The organism is Hymenobacter daeguensis (assembly GCF_054780555.1).
The window spans coordinates 94,825-115,075 of the sequence record NZ_BAAGWC010000001.1; the positions used below are offsets into that span (position 1 = coordinate 94,825).

General features: G+C 62.2%; 15 protein-coding genes. 2 read left to right on the forward strand and 13 right to left on the reverse strand.

The window, feature by feature from the left end:
• Positions 1-26 precede the first annotated feature (26 nt).
• From ftsZ to mraZ, 13 genes are all read right to left on the reverse strand, one after another.
• Positions 27-1,514, reverse strand: coding sequence for a cell division protein FtsZ (gene ftsZ, locus ACYVHT_RS00410; RefSeq protein WP_460546798.1), 1,488 nt, complete (start codon positions 1,512-1,514; stop codon positions 27-29).
• A gap of 103 nt (positions 1,515-1,617) precedes the next feature.
• Positions 1,618-3,027: a cell division protein FtsA gene (ftsA, locus tag ACYVHT_RS00415; RefSeq protein WP_460546800.1), complete on the reverse strand. Its 1,410-nt coding sequence runs from the start codon at positions 3,025-3,027 to the stop codon at positions 1,618-1,620.
• 84 nt (positions 3,028-3,111) lie between these two features.
• Positions 3,112-3,870 carry a cell division protein FtsQ/DivIB gene (locus ACYVHT_RS00420; protein ID WP_460546802.1) on the reverse strand — a complete coding sequence of 253 codons (759 nt, stop codon included), beginning with the start codon at positions 3,868-3,870 and terminating at the stop codon, positions 3,112-3,114.
• A gap of 52 nt (positions 3,871-3,922) precedes the next feature.
• Positions 3,923-5,320: a UDP-N-acetylmuramate--L-alanine ligase gene (gene murC / locus ACYVHT_RS00425; protein WP_460546804.1), complete on the reverse strand. Its 1,398-nt coding sequence runs from the start codon at positions 5,318-5,320 to the stop codon at positions 3,923-3,925.
• Positions 5,321-5,388: 68 nt separating this feature from the next.
• A complete protein-coding gene (murG, locus tag ACYVHT_RS00430) occupies positions 5,389-6,495 on the reverse strand; it encodes a UDP-N-acetylglucosamine--N-acetylmuramyl-(pentapeptide) pyrophosphoryl-undecaprenol N-acetylglucosamine transferase (RefSeq protein WP_460546806.1) in 1,107 nt (368 codons plus the stop codon).
• 87 nt (positions 6,496-6,582) lie between these two features.
• The gene (locus tag ACYVHT_RS00435) at positions 6,583-7,755 is read right to left on the reverse strand and encodes an FtsW/RodA/SpoVE family cell cycle protein (RefSeq protein WP_460546808.1); all 1,173 of its coding nucleotides are present in this window, start codon (positions 7,753-7,755) and stop codon (positions 6,583-6,585) included.
• Positions 7,756-7,828: 73 nt separating this feature from the next.
• Positions 7,829-9,193, reverse strand: a complete 1,365-nt coding sequence (gene murD, locus ACYVHT_RS00440) for a Mur ligase family protein (RefSeq protein WP_460546810.1) — start codon at positions 9,191-9,193, stop codon at positions 7,829-7,831.
• A 100-nt stretch (positions 9,194-9,293) separates the two neighbouring features.
• Entirely contained in the window at positions 9,294-10,514 is a 1,221-nt protein-coding gene (gene mraY / locus ACYVHT_RS00445; RefSeq protein ID WP_460546811.1) for a phospho-N-acetylmuramoyl-pentapeptide-transferase, read from the reverse strand.
• A 96-nt stretch (positions 10,515-10,610) separates the two neighbouring features.
• Positions 10,611-12,083: a Mur ligase family protein gene (locus tag ACYVHT_RS00450; RefSeq protein ID WP_460546813.1), complete on the reverse strand. Its 1,473-nt coding sequence runs from the start codon at positions 12,081-12,083 to the stop codon at positions 10,611-10,613.
• A 90-nt stretch (positions 12,084-12,173) separates the two neighbouring features.
• The gene (locus ACYVHT_RS00455; RefSeq protein ID WP_460546816.1) at positions 12,174-14,654 is read right to left on the reverse strand and encodes a penicillin-binding protein; all 2,481 of its coding nucleotides are present in this window, start codon (positions 14,652-14,654) and stop codon (positions 12,174-12,176) included.
• On the reverse strand, positions 14,651-15,580 hold the full coding sequence (locus ACYVHT_RS00460) for an FtsL-like putative cell division protein (protein WP_460546818.1): 930 nt from the start codon (positions 15,578-15,580) through the stop codon (positions 14,651-14,653). Before ACYVHT_RS00460 ends, ACYVHT_RS00455 begins: the two co-directional genes overlap by 4 nt.
• A 9-nt stretch (positions 15,581-15,589) precedes the next feature.
• Positions 15,590-16,519, reverse strand: a complete 930-nt coding sequence (gene rsmH, locus ACYVHT_RS00465; protein ID WP_460546820.1) for a 16S rRNA (cytosine(1402)-N(4))-methyltransferase — start codon at positions 16,517-16,519, stop codon at positions 15,590-15,592.
• On the reverse strand, positions 16,516-16,989 hold the full coding sequence (gene mraZ / locus ACYVHT_RS00470; protein ID WP_460546822.1) for a division/cell wall cluster transcriptional repressor MraZ: 474 nt from the start codon (positions 16,987-16,989) through the stop codon (positions 16,516-16,518). The genes rsmH and mraZ overlap by 4 nt, the downstream gene beginning before the upstream one ends.
• A gap of 307 nt (positions 16,990-17,296) precedes the next feature.
• Between mraZ and ACYVHT_RS00475 the strand changes: the two genes are divergently transcribed.
• Positions 17,297-17,737, forward strand: coding sequence for a hypothetical protein (locus ACYVHT_RS00475; protein WP_460546824.1), 441 nt, complete (start codon positions 17,297-17,299; stop codon positions 17,735-17,737).
• Between the two features lie 99 nt (positions 17,738-17,836).
• Positions 17,837-20,233 (forward strand): TonB-dependent receptor, encoded by a 2,397-nt coding sequence (locus tag ACYVHT_RS00480; protein WP_460546826.1) that lies wholly within the window; start codon positions 17,837-17,839, stop codon positions 20,231-20,233.
• Positions 20,234-20,251 lie beyond the last annotated feature (18 nt).

Here is a 20,251-nt window from a genome sequence, read left to right on the forward strand (position 1 = left end):
CTTCTCTGTTTCAATGCAGCAGCAACCTAATCTACATTGTCGTGTAGAAACCGGTTATCGCCCAACAGTTCATTGTCGTCTGACAAATTAAACCGGGAGATATTCTGCGCCGAGCTGGGCTCTACGTTTTCCAGCTTCACCTGGCGGCGCAGGTAGGCGGGTGTGTCGTATTGGGCCACGGCTTCGGGCGGCAGTCCGTTGCTCAGCTCCTGCAGGCGGCGGCGGCGCTCCAGTGCCTGGGCATCCATGGCCGGGCGCGGGCGGTGCGCTTCGGGCGCCGGTGCCGGAGCGGGCGTATTAGAGGTCAGCACGGGTTCGCCGGGCGCCGTGGCGGGAATGCCGGCCAGCGGGGGCGCGGTGTGCGCCGAAGGGCCGTGCAAATCGAACGTCACACGCGAGGGCTCGGGGCTGCCAAAGCTGGGCACGAACGGGGCCGTAGCCGCAGCCGCAGCCGGAGCTGCGTCTGGCTGCGGCGCGGCGGCCACCGGAGCCGGAGCCACAACGGGCTCAGCCGAAGCGCCGGCGGCTGGCGTAGTAATGGAATGCGCCTCGCGGGCAAAGCCCGTGGCAATCACCGTTACCCGGATGCTCTGGCCCAGCGTGTCATCCACGCCGTGGCCAAAAATCATTTCCGCATCCTGCCCCGCTTTTTCCTGGATGTAGTCCGTAATTTCGGTCAGCTCGTCCATTTCCAGCTCGTGCTCCACGCCCGACATGATGGAGAGCAGAATGCGCTGCGCGCCATGAATATCGGTGTTGTTGAGCAGTGGCGAGTTCAGGGCTTCCTCGGCGGCGCGGCGGGCGCGGTTTTCGCCTTCGGTCACGCTGCTGCCCATCACGGCAGCCCCGCTGTCCTTCATCACCGTTTTCACGTCTTCAAAGTCCACGTTCACATCGGCCGTCACCGTGATGATTTCGGCAATGGACTTGGCGGCCGTGGTCAGCACGGTATCGGCCTTGGCGAAGGCGGCGCCCATCGTCAGGTTGCCAAAAATCTGGGGCAGCTTGTCGTTGAGAATTACCAGCACCGTGTCGCAGTGCTCGCTTAGCGCCTTAATACCCTCTTCGGCCTGCTGACGCTTTTTCTTGCCCTCGAACATAAACGGAGCCGTCACGATGCCCACCGTCAGAATGCCCAGCTCCTGCGCGACCTGCGCGATAACCGGGGCCGCGCCAGTGCCCGTACCGCCGCCCATTCCGGCGGTGATGAACAGCATTTTGGTGCCGTGGTTGAGCAGGTCGCGGATTTGCTCCTTGCTCTCGATGGCGGCCTGCCGGCCGCGCTCGGGCTTGGCCCCCGCGCCGAGGCCTTCGGTCAGGTCGACACCAATTTGCAGCTTATTGGGCACCGAGGAGCTTTGCAGCGCCTGGTGGTCGGTATTGCAGATGATAAACTCCACGTCCTTGATGCCCTGCTTGTGCATGTGCTTCACGGCATTGGAGCCACCGCCGCCAACCCCAATCACCTTGATGATGGACTTGTTCTGGGCGGGAATGTCGAATTTGTAATTCATCTTTTTTAATTATGAATTATGAATTATGAATTATGAGATGCGAACAGGTTATTCTACTTCGTAGCCAATTCATAACTCATACTTCATAATTCATAATTAGTATCTAGTACTGTTTATCGTCGTAGTCGTCAATCAGCAGCCCTTTGGTGCGGGTGATGATGTCCTTGAAGAAGCGGCTGGCAGCGCCGGGCTCCTTGGGCTTGGCCGGCTGGGGAGCCGGAGCCGGGGCCGGAGCGGGCGGCGTCACGGCCCGGGTTTCAGCAGCCGGAGCGGGAGCGGGTTGCGGAGCAACCGCAGGCGCGTAGTACGTGGGCACCACGGGCTGCTCTTCTTCGTAGCTGGGGCGCGACACCTGGCGCTCGTCGAGCGAGTGGTAGCCGGTCAGCACCAGACCTACCGTGGTAGCGTACATCGGCGATTTTACGGCCTCAATGCGGCTCTTGCCGAGGTGCTGGTTGGGATAGCCGATGCGGGTATCGAGCCCGGTGATGTACTCGGTGAGCTGCTCCAGGTTCTGGAGCTGCGAGCCGCCACCCGTGAGCACGATGCCGGCCGACAGCTTGTCGTGCAGGCCCATGCGGTAGATTTCGGCATACACCAGCTCCATGATTTCCGACATGCGGGCCTCGATGATGTACGCCAGGTTTTTTAGCGACACTTCTTTCGGGGCCCGGTTGGGCAGACCGGGGATGCTCACGATTTCGTAATCGGAAGCCTCCTGGGCAATGGCTTTGCCGAATTTCACTTTCAGCTGCTCGGCCTGGCCGGGGGCCACGTTGCAGCCGGCTTTGATGTCCTGCGTGATGATGTTGCCGCCAAAGGGCAGCACCGCCGCGTGGCGGATGATGCCGTCTTTGAAGATGGCGAGGTCGGTGGTGCCGCCCCCGATGTCAATCAGGGCCACGCCGGCTTCCTTTTCCTCCTCCGAGAGGATGGACATGGAGCTGGCCAGCGGTTCGAGAATCAGGTCGGCGATTTCGAGACCGGCCTTGGTCACGCACTTGTTGATGTTGTTGATGGCCGTGCTCTGAGCCGTGATGATGTGGAAGTTGCCTTCCAGGCGCACGCCTTCGTAGCCCACGGGGTCGGAGATGCCTTCCTCGTAGTCCACTTTGTAGTCCTGCGGCATCACGTGAATGATTTGCGAGCCGGGCTGGGTCACCAGCCGGTACATGTCCTGCGTGAGGCGGGCCACGTCGTCGGGGCCGATGGTATCGTGCGAGTTGCGGGTGATGCTACCGTTGTGCTGGAGGCTCTTGATGTGTTGGCCGGCAATGCCGACGTTTACCACTCCAATGCTAATTCCCGATTGTTCTTCGGCCTGCCGAATGGCCCGTTTAATGGCGTCTACCGTCTTGTCAATATTGAGCACAATGCCCCGCGAAACCCCCTCCGACACGGCTTTGCCCATGCCCAGGATTTCGAGTTTACCGAATTCGTTTTTGCGGCCCACCAGGGCGCAGATTTTTGTGGTGCCAATGTCGAGCCCGACGACGATTTTGTCTTGTTGCATGTGAAGCGGTGCTGGCGAGCAGTGAAGATGCGTGGGTTGGGAAGTGAGTTTTCTCGGCTTTACAGCCTATGTTTCAGCGAATTACTATTCGCAAATAATCTGATTCTGGTATTCGACGTTTACGCGGTGGTAGGTGTCCCACCCCAAAACTGACGGAATTTGACGGTAAAATACCATAAGCTTTGCGAATTTTTCGGAAATATTTTCGGGTGGCCCGAATTCAATACGTTGGTCGCCTACCTGCTGCGTAAACGACAGCTTGCCGCCCGGCTCAATAAACACCTCCGAAACCTGCGCTTTCCAGAATTCATGCTCGTCTACGTAGCGCAGAAACTCAAGATACCGTCGCCCCACACTATCCTGGAAAAATCCAGTTGGCACACTGGCGCCTCCGGGCCTCGCAATGGTAGCTACCCGGGCCGTGAACAGGGGTGAAAGCGGTAAGGAATGGCCCTCGGCATCGAGGTAGGTATCAAGGCGGGTATCGGAGTGCGTGAGGCGGGCAATGGGCCGGTTCTGGCGCACGTCGGCGTGCAGGTTGCCGGCCAGGTCGCGGTACACCTGGGCGTCGCGCACGAAGGGATGGGCCTTCAGGCGGGCCTCCAGCTCGCGCAGGCGCGGGCCTTCGGGACGGGAGCCCAGCACGGGCTCTTTGCCGCCCTTGGTGAGCAGGGCCGTAACGCCGCGCTCGCTGATGAAATAATTATCAAACTCGTTGGCAATGGTGACTTTGACCGAATCGACCGGCCGCGTGGCCTGGCGCACGGCCGCAAACACGCCCAGCCCGATGAGTACCAGCAGGCAGGCGGCCGCAACGAGTAAATTTCTAACAGTGCGTTCCAAAGAGAATTGTTATTTTCAAACTGAAAGTCAGTCCATTAATCAACATCATGCGCTATTTCCAACGCTCACTCAGCAGCAGCTTCAGCTGCGGTATCAGGGTGTCGATGTCCCCCGCTCCTACCGTGGCCAGCACGTCGAAGGAATCGTCGGCTTGGGCAGCGGCCAGCACCTGCGCTTTGGTGACGATGGCTTTGGTGGGCGCGGTGATGTCAGGCAAGAGCATTTCGGAGGTGATGCCGGGTAGCGGCTTCTCGCGGGCTGGGTAAATATCCAACAAAAACACCTCATCTGCAATACTTAAGCTTTTGGAAAAGCCTTCGGCAAAGTCGCGGGTACGGGTGAACAGATGAGGCTGAAAGATGACGCGCAGCCGCCTGGTGGGGTACAGCGCCCGCACTGAACGCAGGAAGGCTTCGATTTCGCGTGGATGGTGGGCGTAATCGTCCAGGTAAACGTTGTGGGGCGTGGTCACCACGAATTCAAACCGGCGCTTTACGCCTCGGTATGCGGCGACGGCGGCTCGTAGCCTGGCTTCGCTTACGCCCTGGATTTGGGCGACTGCCGCCGCCGCCAGCATGTTTTCCACGTTGTGGAAGCCCGGCACGGCCAGTTCCAGGTCGTTTACGCGCCCGGCCGGCCCCTGTAAATCGAAATGAAACTGATGCCCCTGCGCCGTGATATTCGTCGCAAACAGCTCCGGTCCTTGTTCGGCCGTGAGGCCGTAGCGGATGACGCGGGTGCCGGCCGGTACGGCCGCAGCTACGCTCGGGTGCGCGGTGTGGTTGATGAGCAGGGTGCCGCCGGGCTTCAGCTGGGCCACAAACTGGCGGAAAGACTCAATCAGCGCCGTTTGGTCGCCGTAGATGTCGAGGTGGTCGGCATCGGTGCTCGTGACGATGGCCACGTCGGGAAACAAGGTCAGGAAGCTGCGGTCGTACTCGTCGGCCTCCACCACAATGGGGGCTTCGGGGGTAGCAGGAAGCAGCAGGTTGCTGCCCAGATTCACCGAAATACCGCCCAGGAAAGCGCCGGCGTCGAGGCCGGCGTGGTGCAGCAGGTGGGCCACCATGCTGCTGGTAGTGGTTTTGCCGTGGGTGCCGGCCACCGCAATGGTGTAGCGGCCCTGCGTGAGCACGCCCAGCACCTGGCTGCGCTTGCGGATATCGTACCCCTGCTCGCGCAGCCAGGCCCACTCAGCGCTATCGGCCGGGATGGCGGGCGTGAGGACTACCAGCGTTTGTGCCCGGTTTTCGCGGACTTCGGCCGGGATGTTTTCGACAGCATCGGCGTAGTGCACGGCAATGCCCTCGGCGGCCAGGGCCTGGGTTAGCGGCGTTTCGGTTTTGTCGTAGCCGCTCACCTGGTGGCCGTTGGCCCGGAACCAGCGCGCCAGGGCCGACATGCCAATGCCGCCGATGCCGAGAAAGAAAACGTAGGGAAACTGCTTCAATTGGTTGCTTTTAATCGATTCCTAAGCCGTCATGCAACGCACTGCGTGACGTTCGTTTTGTAATTGCGTCATGCCTTTTTCAACAGCTTCAGCAGCTCATCCACGATGGTGACGGTGGCAGCGGGCCGGGCCAGCTCGCGCACGCGGGCGCTGAGCTGCTCCTGGCGCCCGGGGTCGGCGAGGAGGCGCAGGGCTTCGTCGTAGAGGCGGGCGGGCGCGTGCTCATCGGTGATGAGCACGGCGGCCCCTTTGCTGACCAGCGCCAGGGCGTTTTTGGTCTGGTGGTCCTCGGCCACGTTGGGCGAGGGCACCAGGATGCTGGCCTTGCCCGTGAGGCAGAGCTCCGACACGGACAAGGCCCCGGCGCGGCTGATGACAACATCGGCCGCCGCGTAGGCCAGGTCCATGCGCTTGATGAACTCGAGGGCGTGCAGGTTGGCTTCCTGGTGGGCTTCGGCCTGCTGCCGGGCTTCGGGGAAATAGAGCTTGCCGGTTTGCCAGAGCAGCTGAATGCCGGCCTCGCGCAGGCGCGGCAGCGCGGCGGCCGTGGCCTGGTTGAGGGTGCGGGCGCCGAGGCTGCCGCCTACCACCAGCAGCGTTTGCTTGTTGGGGTCGAGGCCGAAGAACTTCAGGGCTTCGGCGCGGTCGCCGCTGGCAATTTCGGTGCGAACGGGGTTGCCGGTGAGCACCAGCTTCTCGGCCGGAAAGAACTTCTCCATGCCGTCGTAGGCCACGCAGATTTTGTTCACCCGCTTGGCCAGCAGCTTGTTCACCAGCCCGGCGTAGGAATTCTGCTCCTGGATGAGCGAGGGAATGGCCCGCGACGTAGCCGCCAGCAGCACCGGAGCCGAGGCATAGCCCCCCACGCCCACCACGGCATCGGGCCGAAACTCCTCAATCAGCTTGCCGGCCTTGCGCACCGAGCGGAACACGCGCACCGGGAACAGGAGGTTCTGCGGCGTGAGGCGGCGCTGCAGGCCGGTAATATCCAGGCCTACAATTTTATAGCCGGCTTCGGGCACGCGCGTCATCTCCATGCGGCCGTTGGCCCCCACGAAGAGGATTTCGGCCTCGGGCAGGCGGCGGCGCAGCTCATTGGCAATGGCCACGGCCGGGAAAATGTGCCCGCCCGTGCCGCCGCCGGAGATGATGAAACGAAGTGGGGAATTAGTCATGGAAAGAAGAACGTCATATTCAGACCTTCATGCTGAGCGCAGCCGAAGCATGAAGGTCTGTTAGCATGGCCTTTCAATTTAAGGCATTTACGCATACGCCGCCCGCTGGCTGGGGATGCGGGCCGTGTCGTCGGGCTCGCCGGTCATGGGCCGAAGCTCGCGCTCGCCCCGGCTCACGGCCAGGATGATGCCGATGCTGATGCCCGTGAAAATGAGCGAGGTGCCGCCCATGCTCAGCAGCGGCAGCGGCAGGCCGGTGATGGGGCCCAGGCCCACGGCCACGCCCATGTTCACCAGCGCCTGCAGCACGAGGCTAAAGCTCAGCCCCGCCGACAGCAGCCCGCCGAATGCCCCGTAGCTGTTCATCACCGTTTTCAGCCCCCGGTAGAGGAAGGCCAGGTAAAGAAACAGCACCACCGCGCCGCCCAGCAGGCCGTATTCTTCGATGATGACGGCGTAGATGAAGTCGGAGTACGGGTGCGGCAGAATGTTGCGCTCAGTGCTCTTGCCGGGGCCTTTGCCCGCAATGCCGCCCGTGGCAATGGCAATGTAGCTGTGCTCGAGCTGAAAGGGTGTTTTCTTGGTCTTGTCGGTGAAGTTGGTGACGCGCGACATCACGGTGCCCAGGCGCTGGCCCGCCGCCAGGCCGGCCCCGCCCAGCACCACGAAAATGCCCACCATCACGGCCATGTGCTTGAGCGGCACCCGGCCGATGAACATCAGCAGCATGCAGGTGGCAAACAGCAGCAGCGCCGTGGAAGCGTTACTCAGAATGATGAGGCTGCAGATGGTGCCCACCCACAGCATCACCGGAAGCAGCGTCGACTTAAAATCGTCGAGGTGCTGCTGCCGGCGGCTGAGCATGCTGGCCAGGTGCGAAATCAGGGCCAGCTTGGCCAAATCCGACGGCTGAAAGGTTTGGTTGATAACCGGAATGGTCATCCAGCGCGAGGCACCGTTGGTTTCGCCGCCCATGAAGAACGTGAACAACAGCAACGGCACCGACACCAGCAGCGCGTAGAGCGACAGCCGCGAGTAGTGGCGGTAGTCGATGCGGTGCGCAAGCCACATGCAGCCCAACCCCACAAAAATCAGGCTGGAGTGCTTGAAGAGGAAGGCTTCGGTGTTGCCGTTCATCTTCTTATATGCCAGCGTGCCGGTGGCCGAGTACACCACGGCAATGCTGATGAAGGAAAACAGCAGCACGATGGCCCAGAGAATGGGGTCGCCCTTGAGGTTGCGTTGCAGCCAGTCTTTCATGACAATGGGTGAATGGGTGAAGGATTGATTGGGTGAATAGCTTTGAGGATGAGACGCTTGCCGAAGCAGGCGCTCATTTCCCCATTCGCTCGCTCACGCATTGAATAAACTGCCGGCCCCGGTCCTCGTAGTTTTTGAACAGGTCGAAGCTGGCGCAGCAGGGCGAGAGCAACACCACGTCGCCGGGAGCGGCGTGGGCGGCGGCGCGGGCCACGGCATCGGCCATGCTTTGGGTTTCTTCCACCTGCGGCACCACGCTGTCGAAGGCGGCGTGGAGCTTGGCGTTGTCCACGCCCAGGCAGATGAGGGCCTTCACGCGGTGCTGGGCCAGGTTGAGCAGGCTGCTGTAGTCGTTGCCTTTGTCGGTGCCGCCCGCAATCCAGACAATGGGCTGGTGAATGCCATCGAGGGCGTACCAGGCGGCTTCCACGTTGGTGGCCTTGCTGTCGTTGATGTAGCGCACGCCGTCAATCTCGCCCACCAGCTGCAGGCGGTGGTCGGCATTCTCGAAGGTGGCCAGCGCGGTTTCAATCTGAACCCGGCTGAGGCCGGCCACGCGGGCGGCAATAATGGCCGCCATCATGTTCTGGCGGTTGTGCTGGCCGATAAGCGGCGAGTTGGCCGTGCTGATTTCTTCCGTCGGGCTGTAGTAGCCGGGCAGCAGGTCCAGGCATATCAGGTCTTCGGTTTCGTAGTAGGCCGCCAGGTGGGTATCAGGCCGATGGTGCAGGCTGAAGGGCATCTGGTGCACCGGCCGCAGCGCCGACTTGAAGTAGCGCTGAATGTTCTCGTCGTCGGCGTTGTAGATGAAGGTGCCGCTGCTGTCCTGGTTGCGCACAATGCGCAGCTTGGCCATGGCGTACTGCTCCAGCGAGTAGCCGTACCGGTCAAGGTGGTCGGGCGTGATGTTGAGCAGCATGGCAATCCACGGCTGGAAATCGTGGGTGTCGTCGAGCTGAAAGCTGCTCATTTCCACCACGTAGTAATCGAACTTGTCCTCAATCACCTGCTCGGCCAGCGAGTAGCCCACGTTGCCGGCCAGGCCCACGCTCAGGCCGGCTTCCTTCAGCAAGTGGTAGGTGAGCAGCGTGGTGGTCGTTTTGCCGTTGGTGCCCGTGATGCAGATGCACCTGGCCCGGGTGTAGCGGCCGGCAAACTCAATCTCCGAAATAACCGGAATTTTCTGCTCCCGCAGCGCCTGAATAACCGGCGCTTTCTCCGGAATGCCGGGGCTTTTCACTACCTCATCGGCTTGCAGTACGCGCTCCAGCGTGTGCTGATTTTCTTCAAATTCGATACCGGCCCGGGTGAGCTGCGCCTTGTAGTCGGGCTGAATAGCGCCACGGTCCGACACGAACACCGTGTGGCCTTTGGCCTGGGCCAGCAGGGCGGCGCCTACGCCGCTTTCGGCCGCTCCGAGGATGACAATGTTAGACATGGGATGGTGAGATATGAGAAGTGGGATAATAAGTTGATACAACAGCCTTCAGTGCAGCTCCCGGCTCACTTCTCAGCGCTCATTGTCTCAATTCTCATCATTAGCGCAATTTGAGCGTAACCAGGGTGATGACGGCCAGCATGATGCCGACAATCCAGAAGCGCGACACGATTTTGGACTCGTGGTAGCCCAGCTTCTGGTAGTGGTGGTGCAGCGGCGACATGCGCAGCAGGCGGCGGCCTTCGCCGTACTTCTTGCGGGTGTATTTGAAGTAGCTCACCTGCACGATAACCGACAGGTTTTCAATCAGGAAAATGCCGCACAGCACCGGAATCAGCAGCTCCTTGCGCACGATGAGCGCCAGCGTGGCAATGATGCCGCCCAGCGCCAGCGAGCCCGTGTCGCCCATAAAAACCTGCGCCGGGTAGGAGTTATACCACAAAAACCCGATGCATGCCCCCACGAAGGCCGTACAGAAAATAACCAGCTCGCCGGAGTCCGGAATGAACATGACGTCCAGGTAATCGGCCAGCAGCGCGTTGCCGCTCACGAAGGCGAAGATGGCCAGCGTGACCCCGATGATGGCCGAAGTGCCGGCCGCCAGCCCGTCGAGGCCGTCGGTGATGTTGGCGCCGTTGCTCACGGCCGTAATCAGGAAGATGACGATGGGGATGTAGAGGAAGCCGTACAGGCCGTTGAAGAACGTGCCCGCCGTGGCGAATAAGTCGCCGTAGTTCAGCTCGTTGTTCTTCATGAACGGCACGGTGGTAATCATCAGGTGCACGTCTTTGAAAACCTTGCTGGCCTCGATGGCCGAAAACTGCCCATTGGGCAGCAGGTACTCGCGCACCGTCACTTCGTTGCTGTAAAACAGCACCCAGCCTACCGTGATGCCCAGGCCCACCTGGCCCAATACTTTGAACCGGCCGCTCAGCCCTTCCTTGTTCTTGCGAAAGACCTTGATGTAGTCGTCGAGGAAGCCAATCAAGCCCAGCCATACCGTGCTCAGCAGCATGAGGATGATGTAGATATTGCGCAGCCGGGCCAACAGCAGCACCGGCACCAGAATGGCCAGAATGATGATGAGGCCGCCCATCGTGGGCGTGCCCTTCTTCTCATTTTGCCCTTGCAGGCCCAGGTCGCGAATGCTTTCGCCCACCTGCTTGCGTTGCAGCACCCGAATGAGGCGGTGGCCAAACGTCTGGGCGATGAGCAGGGAAATAACCACCGCCAGCCCGGCCCGGAACGTGGTGTACTGAAACACCCCGGTGCCGGGCAGGTGAAAATGGTCGTGCAGGTAACGGAAGAGGTAATAGAGCATTCGAGGAGGTCAGAGAATCGGGTTGGTTAGCTGAAATCCGTCCGTCATCCTGAGCGCAGCGAAGGATGGCGGACGAACCACACGCAGCATAACGGACTATTTGTTTAGTTCTGAAAAAATGTCGGTCAGCACCTCCTTATCATCGAAATGCGACTTCACGCCGCGAATTTCCTGATAATTTTCGTGGCCTTTGCCAGCCACCAGCACAATATCGTTGGGGCCAGCCAGGCGCACGGCGCTTTCGATGGCTTCGCGGCGGTCGGGCACGGTCTGCACCTTGGCCGAATCGGGCGCGGTGACGCCGGCCTGCATCTGGGCCAGAATTTCCAGCGGGTCTTCGAAGCGCGGGTTGTCGGAGGTCAGGATGACTTTGTCGGACAGCCGCGCGGCCAGGTTGGCCATGATGGGGCGCTTGGCCGCGTCGCGGTTGCCGCCGCAGCCCACCACCGTGATGATGCGCTGGCTGGGCTGCCGGATTTCGTGGATGGTCTGGAGCACGTTTTCCAGCGCGTCGGGCGTGTGGGCGTAATCGACGATGCCGGTGATGCGCTGGCCCTCCGACACCACCGGCTCGAAGCGGCCGGGCGCGGTGGTCAGCCCCGAGAGGATGGTCAGGACTTCGGTGGGGTCCTCTCCCAGCAGCACGGCCGCGCCGTACACGGCCAGCAGGTTGTAGGCGTTGAACACGCCGATGAGGCGGAACAGGATTTCGCGGCCGTCGATTTCGAGGTGCAGGCCGTGGACTTCATTGGCCACCAGCTTGGCGCGGAAGGTGGCGGCTCCGCGCAGCGAGTAGGTTTCGCGGCGGGCGGCGGTGTTTTGCAGCATCACCGGGCCGCGCTTGTCGTCGGCGTTGGTGAGGGCGAAGGCGGTTTTGGGCAGCGCATCGAAAAAGCCCTTTTTAGCTTTCAGGTAGTTGTCGAAGGTGCCATGGTAGTCGAGGTGGTCGTGGGTGAGGTTGGTAAACATCCCGCCCGCAAAGCGCAGGCCCGTGATGCGGTGCTGCGCCACCGAATGGCTGCTCACTTCCATGCAGGCGTGGGTACAGCCGGCGGCCACCATGCGGGCCAGCAGCGCATTCAGCCGGATGGCGTCGGGCGTGGTGTGGGTGCTCGGAATCACCTCCTCGTCAATCTGATTCTGCACCGTGCTGAGCAGGCCGCAGTGGTAGCCCAGCTCGCGCAGCAGCTTGTGCAGCAGCGTGGCGCAGGTGGTTTTGCCGTTGGTGCCGGTCACGCCCACCAGCTGCAGCTGCCGCGACGGATGCCCGTGAAACGCGGCGGCCATGTGGCCCAGGGCTTCGGCGCTGTCATTAACCACCACGTAAGCCGTGGCCGGGTTCAGCGTGGCCGGCAGCGCTTCGCAGATAACCGCCGCCAGGCCCTTTTCAACCGCACCGTCAATAAACTTATGGCCATCGGTGGCGGTGCCGCGCAGGGCAAAAAAGGCCACGCCCGGCCCGGCCTCCCGCGAGTCGAGGGTGAGGCCGGTAATGGGCACATCGGTGGGGCCGTGCTGGGTGAGCACGGCAACGTCGGTGAGCAGGGAAAAGAGCGGAAGGGAAATCATGCGGGGAGTTAGGAGTTAAGAGTGTTGAGTTGAGAGTTTAATGCTGCCGGGCAGCAAGCATCGGCTCCTGACTCATCACCGTTAACTGGTTCAGGCACGGCGCACCGCGGGCTTGGGCGACGCGGGCTTTTTTGCCGGCTTGCCGGGAGTTGATTGACGAGGCGTTTCGTTGGCCTTGCCGGTGTTTTTTGGTGAAGTCTTCGGCGAGCTGGCCGCTGTTTCCTTCGGCTTGCCTGCCGTGGCAGCGGGTTTGCTGGCCGGTTTGGCATTTGGCTTCACGCCGGCCGAGCGTTCGGGCGCTTTGGGCCCTACTTTGGCTTTTTCGCCGTCGGCGAATGATTTGCGCGGCTTGCTGGCCGACTCCAGCTCCACGGGCACTAGCAGCTTGTTTTCGGCGAGGTCGGTGTGCTCCGGCTCGGGCAGGGCAATGGGGGCGGCCAGGCGCGGGCCGGTTTCGGCCAGCGTGAGGGTTATCAGCTCGCCACGCTTCACGGGCGTGCCCGGCGCAATGGACTGCTCCCGCACCCGGCCCGTGCCAATGGCCCGCACGTGCAGGCCCCGGTTTTCGAGCAAAAACAAGGCATCGCGCAGGCTCAGGCCCCGAGCCTGCGGCACGCGGTTGGGCCGCACGCTCGTGTTTTCAACCAAGGCCACGGTGCGGGCATGAAACGCGGTATCGGAGGCGGCGCGCACCCACTCCTCGCCGCCGGTGGCCTGCGTGTTGCCGGCCAGGCCCAGCTTCTGGCACACCAGCGCCAGCTCGTCCTGCATGCCGGCGCGCACCAGCGGCACGTGGCTCTTGTTGAGGCGGGCCTTGGCCAGCAGCGGGCGCTGGCTGAGCAGGTCGCGGGCCATGCACTTGTCGGCCACCTCGCGGAACACCGGGGCGGCCACATCGGCCCCGTAGATGCGGCCGTTGCGGGGCGAGTCCACCACCACAATGCAGCTGTACTTGGGCTTGTCGGTGGGGAAATAGCCGCAGAAGCTGGTCGAATACGTCTTGGTGTACTGGCCGTTTTTGAACTTCCAGGCCGTGCCGGTTTTGCCGGCAATGCCGTAGTCCTTGGGCCGGATGCTGCGGGCCGTGCCGGCAATGACCACGCCCTCCATCATCGACTTCAGCTTGGCCAGAGTGGCGTCGGAGCAGATTTTTGGGTTCAGTACCTTGGTTTCGTTGTGCAGCAGCACCTGGTCGGCCTGCTTGATTTCGCGCACAATCATGGGCTGCACCTTCACGCCGCCGTTGGCCACGGCGTTGTACATGGCCAGCGTTTGCAGCGGGGCCAGCTTCAGCTCGTAGCCGATGCTCATGGTGGTGAGCGAGGTGCGGCTCCAGCTGCGGTCCTTGGGGTCTTTCACGTAGGGCACCGCTTCGCCCGCCATCTGGAAGCCCAGCGGCTTGTCGAGGCCAAATTTTTTCAGGTAATCGGTGTACTCGGTGGGGTTGCCGGAGAAATATTTGTCTACCAGCTTGGCCACGCCGATGTTGCTCGACTTCTCAAACACCTGCTGCACCGTGATGCGGCCGTAGCCGTGCGAGTCCGATTTCACGGCCCCGCCCACGTACATGCGGCCGTTGCCGGTGTCCACCATGTCGTCGAGGCTCACCTCGGGCCGCGCCTCAAACAAGGCCATCATCGACGCCAGCTTGAACGTGGAGCCCGGCTCGGTGCGGCCCTGGTCGGCGAAGGCGTAGTTGTAGTCTTCCTTATAAGTATCGTCCGAGGCCTTGCCCAGGTTAGCCACGGCCTTGATTTCGCCGGTGGCCACTTCCATCAGAATCACGCAGCCGTACTGGGCGTTGTTATCCACCAGCGACTTGTAGAGGGCATTTTCGGCCACGTCCTGCAGGTTGATGTCGAGCGTGGTTTTCACGTCGTAGCCCGGCAGGGGCTTGATTTCGGTACCGTCGTACACGGGCTTCACGCCGCCCGGCACCCGCTCAAACAGCGCCTCGCCCGGCTTGCCGGCCAGGCTTTGCTCAAACGTGTATTCCAGGCCCGCGCCGTGGTGGTCTTCGTTCACGAAGCCAATGGTGCGCTGCGCCAGCCCGCCGAAGGGCCGGAAGCGCTTGTCCACTTTCTCAAAAATGGCCCCGCCCCGGTTGCGCCGCTCCCGAAATACGGGCCAGTGCGCCATCATCTTCTTCTCCTGAAAGTTGATTTGCCGGGAGTTGAGACGGATGTAGCGCTGCCTGGCCGTGCGGGCATTCGTTAGCCGGCGCTTGTATTCCTGCACGCTCCGGTCCTGAAAAAAGTGCGACAAGTGCCAGGCCAGCGAGTCGACGCCGGTTTTAAAAACCCCATCTTCTACCACGCCAGGGTCCCAGGCTACCCGATAGAATGGCAGCGAGGTAGCCATAATACTCTCATTGTCAGAGTAAATATTACCCCGCGTAGCCGGCACCGACTGGTAGCTGATGCGCCGCTCCTGCTCCAGCGCCCGCCACTTGGCCCCTTCCTGAAACTGAATCTTGGTCGCCTTCCAGAAAATGGCACACGAGAATACGGCTACCCCCAAAAAGGCCAGCCGTACGCGCGTTACTATCGACTTTTTAACACTTCCTTTCATCGGGAATGAGCTTTAACTTTCTGCCTATCTGCCGATTTACTTTTAGACACCTTTGTACCCTTTTGTACCTTTTGCTTACTGTCGGGCTTTTTTGCCTTCGCTTTACTGGTTGTGGGGGCAGCCTTCCTAGGAGCTGCTTTGTGGGCTGACCTGGCCGGGGCTGCGTGGGCGCCCACCGCGCGGTGCGCTTCAGGCGCGGCGGCCTGGGCAGAGTCGCCATCGAGGGCTTGCGGCGGTGCAATGATTTCGGGGCCACTGTCCACGTCGCCCTCATCGGCCGAACGGCGGCGGCCGGCTTTCGCATCGGCTTGCACGGCCGCAATGGAGTCGCGGGCGGCGCGGGCGGCCAGCGTGTCGGCCGTGAGCACGGGCATCAGCTCCAGCTCGGCCGCATCGAGGTGGCCGGCCGGCACGGTGATGCGGAAGGGCGGCGACGAGCTTTCCACCAGCCCGATGGCGGCTACTTTGCGGGCCACCTCGCTCTGCTTGCTGGCCTCCATGTAGTCCGATTTCAGGGTGGTGTAGTCGGCGCGCAAATCCTCGGTTTCCTGCTTGAGGCGCTGAATGTTGCGGTTCATGCGGTTGCCGTAGTGCGTGTTGCCGATGTAGAGCAGCACCAGCAGCATCACAAACAGCAGCTTGGGCAGGTAGCGCACCGGCAGCCCGTCCCGAAACAGGCTGTCCACGCTCGTCACCCGGTCCAGCAGCGAGAAGATGCTCCACGAGCTGCGCGGCGCCGCTTCAACGGCCGTCTGACGCACGCGCTTTTCGCGTTTCGGAGCCGGCTCGGGAATGGGTTCGGGCTCGGGGGCCACTTCTTCGGCCACGGGGGGCAGGGGCAGCACCTCCGGCTCGGGCGCGGCTACCGGGCGGGGCACGTTGGCGCGGCGCGGGCTGTCGGTGGGACGGAGCGTATTTGCGGCCATTTTTATCTCCTATTTTCTGATTGCAACCCGCAATTTAGCACTCCGGGCCCGGCTGTTCAGCGCCACTTCGGCCGCGTCGGCTTCCTCGGGCTTGCGGTTCAGGGCCTCAAACGGCTTGCTCTCATTGCCAAAGAAGTCTTTTTCGACTTCCCCAAAAAACTTGCCCTTCGCAATGAAGTTCTTCACTAGCCGGTCTTCCAATGAGTGGTAGCTCATCACCACCAGCCGGCCGCCGGGGCGCAGCACGTCGGCCGTTTGCAGCAGCATTTCCTGCAAAGCCTGCATTTCCTGGTTCACCTCAATGCGCAAAGCCTGAAAAACCTGGGCCAGGTACTTGTTCTCCTTGCCACGCGGCGTGCAGGGCTGAATGGCCTGCTTGAGTTCGGCAATGGTTTCGAGCCGCCGGCCGCGCCGGGCCGCGCCCACGGTCTGAGCCAGGGTGCGGGCATTGGTCACTTCGCCGTACATGCCGAAGATGCGGTGCAGGTCGGCTTCCTTGTAATCGTTGAGAATATCGGCTGCCGTAAGGGGGCCATTGGGGTCCATCCGCATATCGAGCGGGCCGTCGAAACGGGTCGAGAACCCCCGCTCCGGCGTGTCGAACTGGTGCGAGCTTACGCCAAGGTCGGCCAGCAGCCCATCCACCGGCACGCCTCCAAGCTGCTCTAATTCAGATAGTAGCTCCCGAAAGTTAGCCTTTACAAATGTAAATTGCGGCCGTTTCAGCTTCACGGCTTCGGCTTCGGCATCGGCATCCTGGTCGAAGCTGAACAGATGGCCGGTGGTCAGCTTTTCCAGAATGCGGGCCGAGTGGCCGCCCCCGCCAAAGGTGACGTCGACGTAGCGGCCGTCCGGCCGCAGGTCGAGGCCGGCCAGGCACTGGGCCAGCATCACGGGGCGGTGGTAGGCCTGGTCGTTGTCGTATTCGGTCGTGCTCATGCGGCCAGGCCGCCGAGCGGCGGGGTGTCGGTTGATAAAAACTTCTGGGCCAGCTTGCTAAAGCTCTGCTGGTCCTTGATGAGGAACTCGTCGTAGCGGGCCGGGTCCCAGATTTCGCAGCGGTTGCCCAGCCCCACAATAATGGCCTCCTTCTCAATGCCCGCGTAGCGCAGCATGGTGCGCGGCAGCATAAAACGGCTGATGCTGTCGAGCTCTACTTCGGTCATTCCCCGAAAAAAGTTGCGCTGAAACTGCCGGTATTCCTCGTTGAACTCGTCCAGGGCCATCACCTTTTCGTGAATAACGCGCCAGGCAGCCCGCGGGTACAGCACCAGGCAGGGCTCGAAGCCGCGCACCAGCACCAGCTGGTTGCCGGACTGCTCGGGCAGGTTGCCCTTCACCTTGGCCGGCAATACCAGCCGCCCCTTGGGGTCGAGCTTGCATTCGTATTCGCCGGAGAGCAGGTTCATGGGCACAGGCCACCGGGTGGGAGAACGGCGACATTGGCAAATGTACGGGAACCCTCCCGAAAATCAACCACGATTTACCATTTCCTACCACAATTGCAAAACCCTCTAATTCGCGTTTAAAACCGCTTTTTTCGGGTTTCCGGTTTCAATCAGGCTACTTTGGGGGATGTTAATCGTTCGCTTTGCCAAATTGGCAGACGTTTGCACAAGCCCCGCACCCAGGCAGGCTACGGCCGGATAATGCACCCTGACGGGCCGATTTTCATACGCTCATCCACTGATGCCGGGCCGTATCTTTGCCGATGCAATGCGTCCTCATTCCCGGTTCCGTCGCTTCGTCAGCCTGCTGCTGGCCGTGCTGGTGCTCACTACTTCGGTGGGCCTCACGGTGCAGCGCCTGACCTGCCGCATGAGTGGGCGCAGCACGGTGGCCGTTTCGGTAGCCGGCCGGGCCGACCTGCGCGGCTGCACCGGCGGGCAGGCCCCCGCCACCCCGGCCGCCAAGGACAACTGCTGCGATTTCAGCAAGCAGGTCCACAAGCTCTCGCTGCCCACCCACGCGCTGGCCAGCAAAATTATGGTTCCGGCCCCGCTGCTGGCGGTGGAAACCCTGGTTTTGAGCTGGCCGAAACCAGCCGTAGCAGCGCCGCTGCACGACGGTGGGGCGCGCTGGTTCGCGGCCGATTCTTCGCCCCCGCCCCTGGGCGGGCGCGGGCTGCTGACGTTCGTCTGCACGCTGGTGGTATAGGTTTTTCTGAATGTGTCCGGGGCCATATTACTGGCTGTGGGCTGGTGGGCGCGCTACTGCGGTGTCACTATTTTCAGAAATACCTAACTTACAGACGATATGAAACCTTCAGGCGGGAGATTCCCGCGCTTTTGCTTTTTCCTGCTCTTAGCGTTCGGCTTACGGCCGGGATGGGTGGCAGCGCAGTCGTCGGCCATTGCGCCGGTACGGGGCGAAGTGACGGAGGCCGGCAAGGCCACTCCCCTACCCGGCGCGGTGCTGCGCCTGCTCTTCGATGCGCCGGATGCCAGTGCGCCGGTCATTACCACGACAACCGATGCAACGGGGCGCTTTACGCTGGTGCGGCCGGCGCGGGCGGCGTCGCGGCTGGCGGTGCAGGCGCTGGGCTACGCGCCCGATACCATCGTTGTGCCTACTGCCGGCACGCCTTATCTGCGGATAGCTCTGAAGGCCGGCCAAGAGCTGGGCGAGGTGACCGTGACGGCACGCGGCCCGGCTTACTCGGCCATCACGCCGGCCAACGCGCAGCTGATTTCGAGCCGCGACCTGACCAAATCGGCCTGCTGCAACCTGGCCGAGAGCTTCGAAACCAATGCCTCGGTGGAAGTCACGACTTCGGACGCGGTGTCGGGCGCTAAACAGATTCAACTGCTCGGGCTGGACGGCAGCTACTCGCTGCTGACCGTGGACAACCAGCCGGCCCTGCGCGGGCTGGCGGCCCCCTACCGCCTGGGCTACCTGGCCGGGCCGTGGATTGAGAACATTGAGATTATCAAGGGCACGGGCTCGGTGGTGAACGGCTACGAGGCCATTTCGGGGCAGGTGAACGTGAAGCTGAAGGAACCCGAAAAAACTGACCAGCTGCTGTTCAACATCTACGGCAACGACCTCGGCAAATTCGACGTCAACCTGAACACGTCGGCCCGCATCAGCCCCAAATGGAGCACCGTGCTGCTGCTGCACACCGACCACCTCGGCAACCGCGTGGACCGCAACCAGGACGGCTTTCTGGATTTGCCGCTGGCCACGCAGTTCAATGCCTTTAATAAGTGGAAGTACATCTCGGGAACTGGTTTTGTGAGCGAAGTGGGGCTGGGCGCGCTGCGCGAAACCCGGCAGGGCGGCCAGCTGGAGTTTCGGGATACCGGCCCGGCCGCTTTCACGCAGCGCTACGGCACCACGCAGGCCACCACCCGCTACACCGGCTACGCCAAGACCTCCTACACCTGGCCCTCGCGGCCGTTCCAGAGCCTGGGCCTGCTGCTGAGCGGCACCAACCACGATTTTACCTCGCGCTACTCCTACGGCTACCAGAGCCTGCACACCGACCACGACCCCAGCCTGCCGCCCTACCTCGTTACCAACCGCACCTCGCGCAGCTACGACGGCACCCAGCGCACCGGCCTGGCGACGCTGCTGTTTCAGAGCGCCATCGGCAACACGGCGCACGTGTACCGCACCGGGCTGAGCTTTCTGTACGACAACTACGACGAGCGCCTGCGCGACGGCCGCACCTACGTGACCGATACCCCGGCCGACATCGACGCCCGCGAGCACCGCACCCGCCGCGAGCTGGTGCCCGGCGCTTTTGCCGAGTACACCTACCAGAACAGCCGCAACCTGACGCTGGTAGCGGGCCTGCGCGCCGACCACCACAACCTCTACGGCTGGCAGGTGACGCCCCGCCTCAACCTGAAGTACGACGTGCTCAAAAACACCGTGCTGCGCCTGGCCGCCGGCAGCGGCTTCCGCGTGGCCAACCCCGTGGCCGACAACGCCGCCATGCTGGCCAGCGCCCGCGAGTTCGTCATCAGCCCCAACCTGCGGCCCGAAAAGGCCTGGAATTTTGGCGGCAGCGCCACCCAGTATTTTACGGTATTGAACCGGCCGGCCACGCTGGTGGTCGATTATTACCACACCGAATTCCAGAACCAGGTGGTGGCCGATATGTACACGTCGCCGAGCATTATTGAGATTGGCAACCTGCAGGCCGGCGGCCGGTCCTACGCCCGCAGCCTGCAGGGCGAGCTGCAGCTTGAGCCGCTGAAAGGGCTGCAGGTGAAGAGCGCCTATAAATACCTCGATGTGCGGACCACCTACGACAACATCCTGCTGCCCAAGCCCCTCACGCCCGCGCACCGGGCGTTCCTGAACCTGGGCTACGCCAGCGCCTTCGATAAGTGGCGGGCCGATTTCACGGTGCAGTGGTTTGGGCAGCGCCCGGTGGCGCACGTTTCCGACTCGCACCAGCACGGCAGCGGGCAGGAATACTCGCCCTCCACTGCCCCCCGCTACGCCCTGCTCAATACCCAGATTACCCGTGCCTTCAAGCGGCTGGAAGTGTACGCGGGCCTCGAAAACCTCGCCAACTACCGCCAGCCCAATCCCATTGAAGGCGCGGCGAATCCCTTCGGGCCGACCTTTGATGCCGCCATGGTGTGGGGCCCGGTGTACGGCCGCCTCACCTACGCCGGCCTGCGCTACCGCATCGAATAGCTCACCCGCTGAACGGCA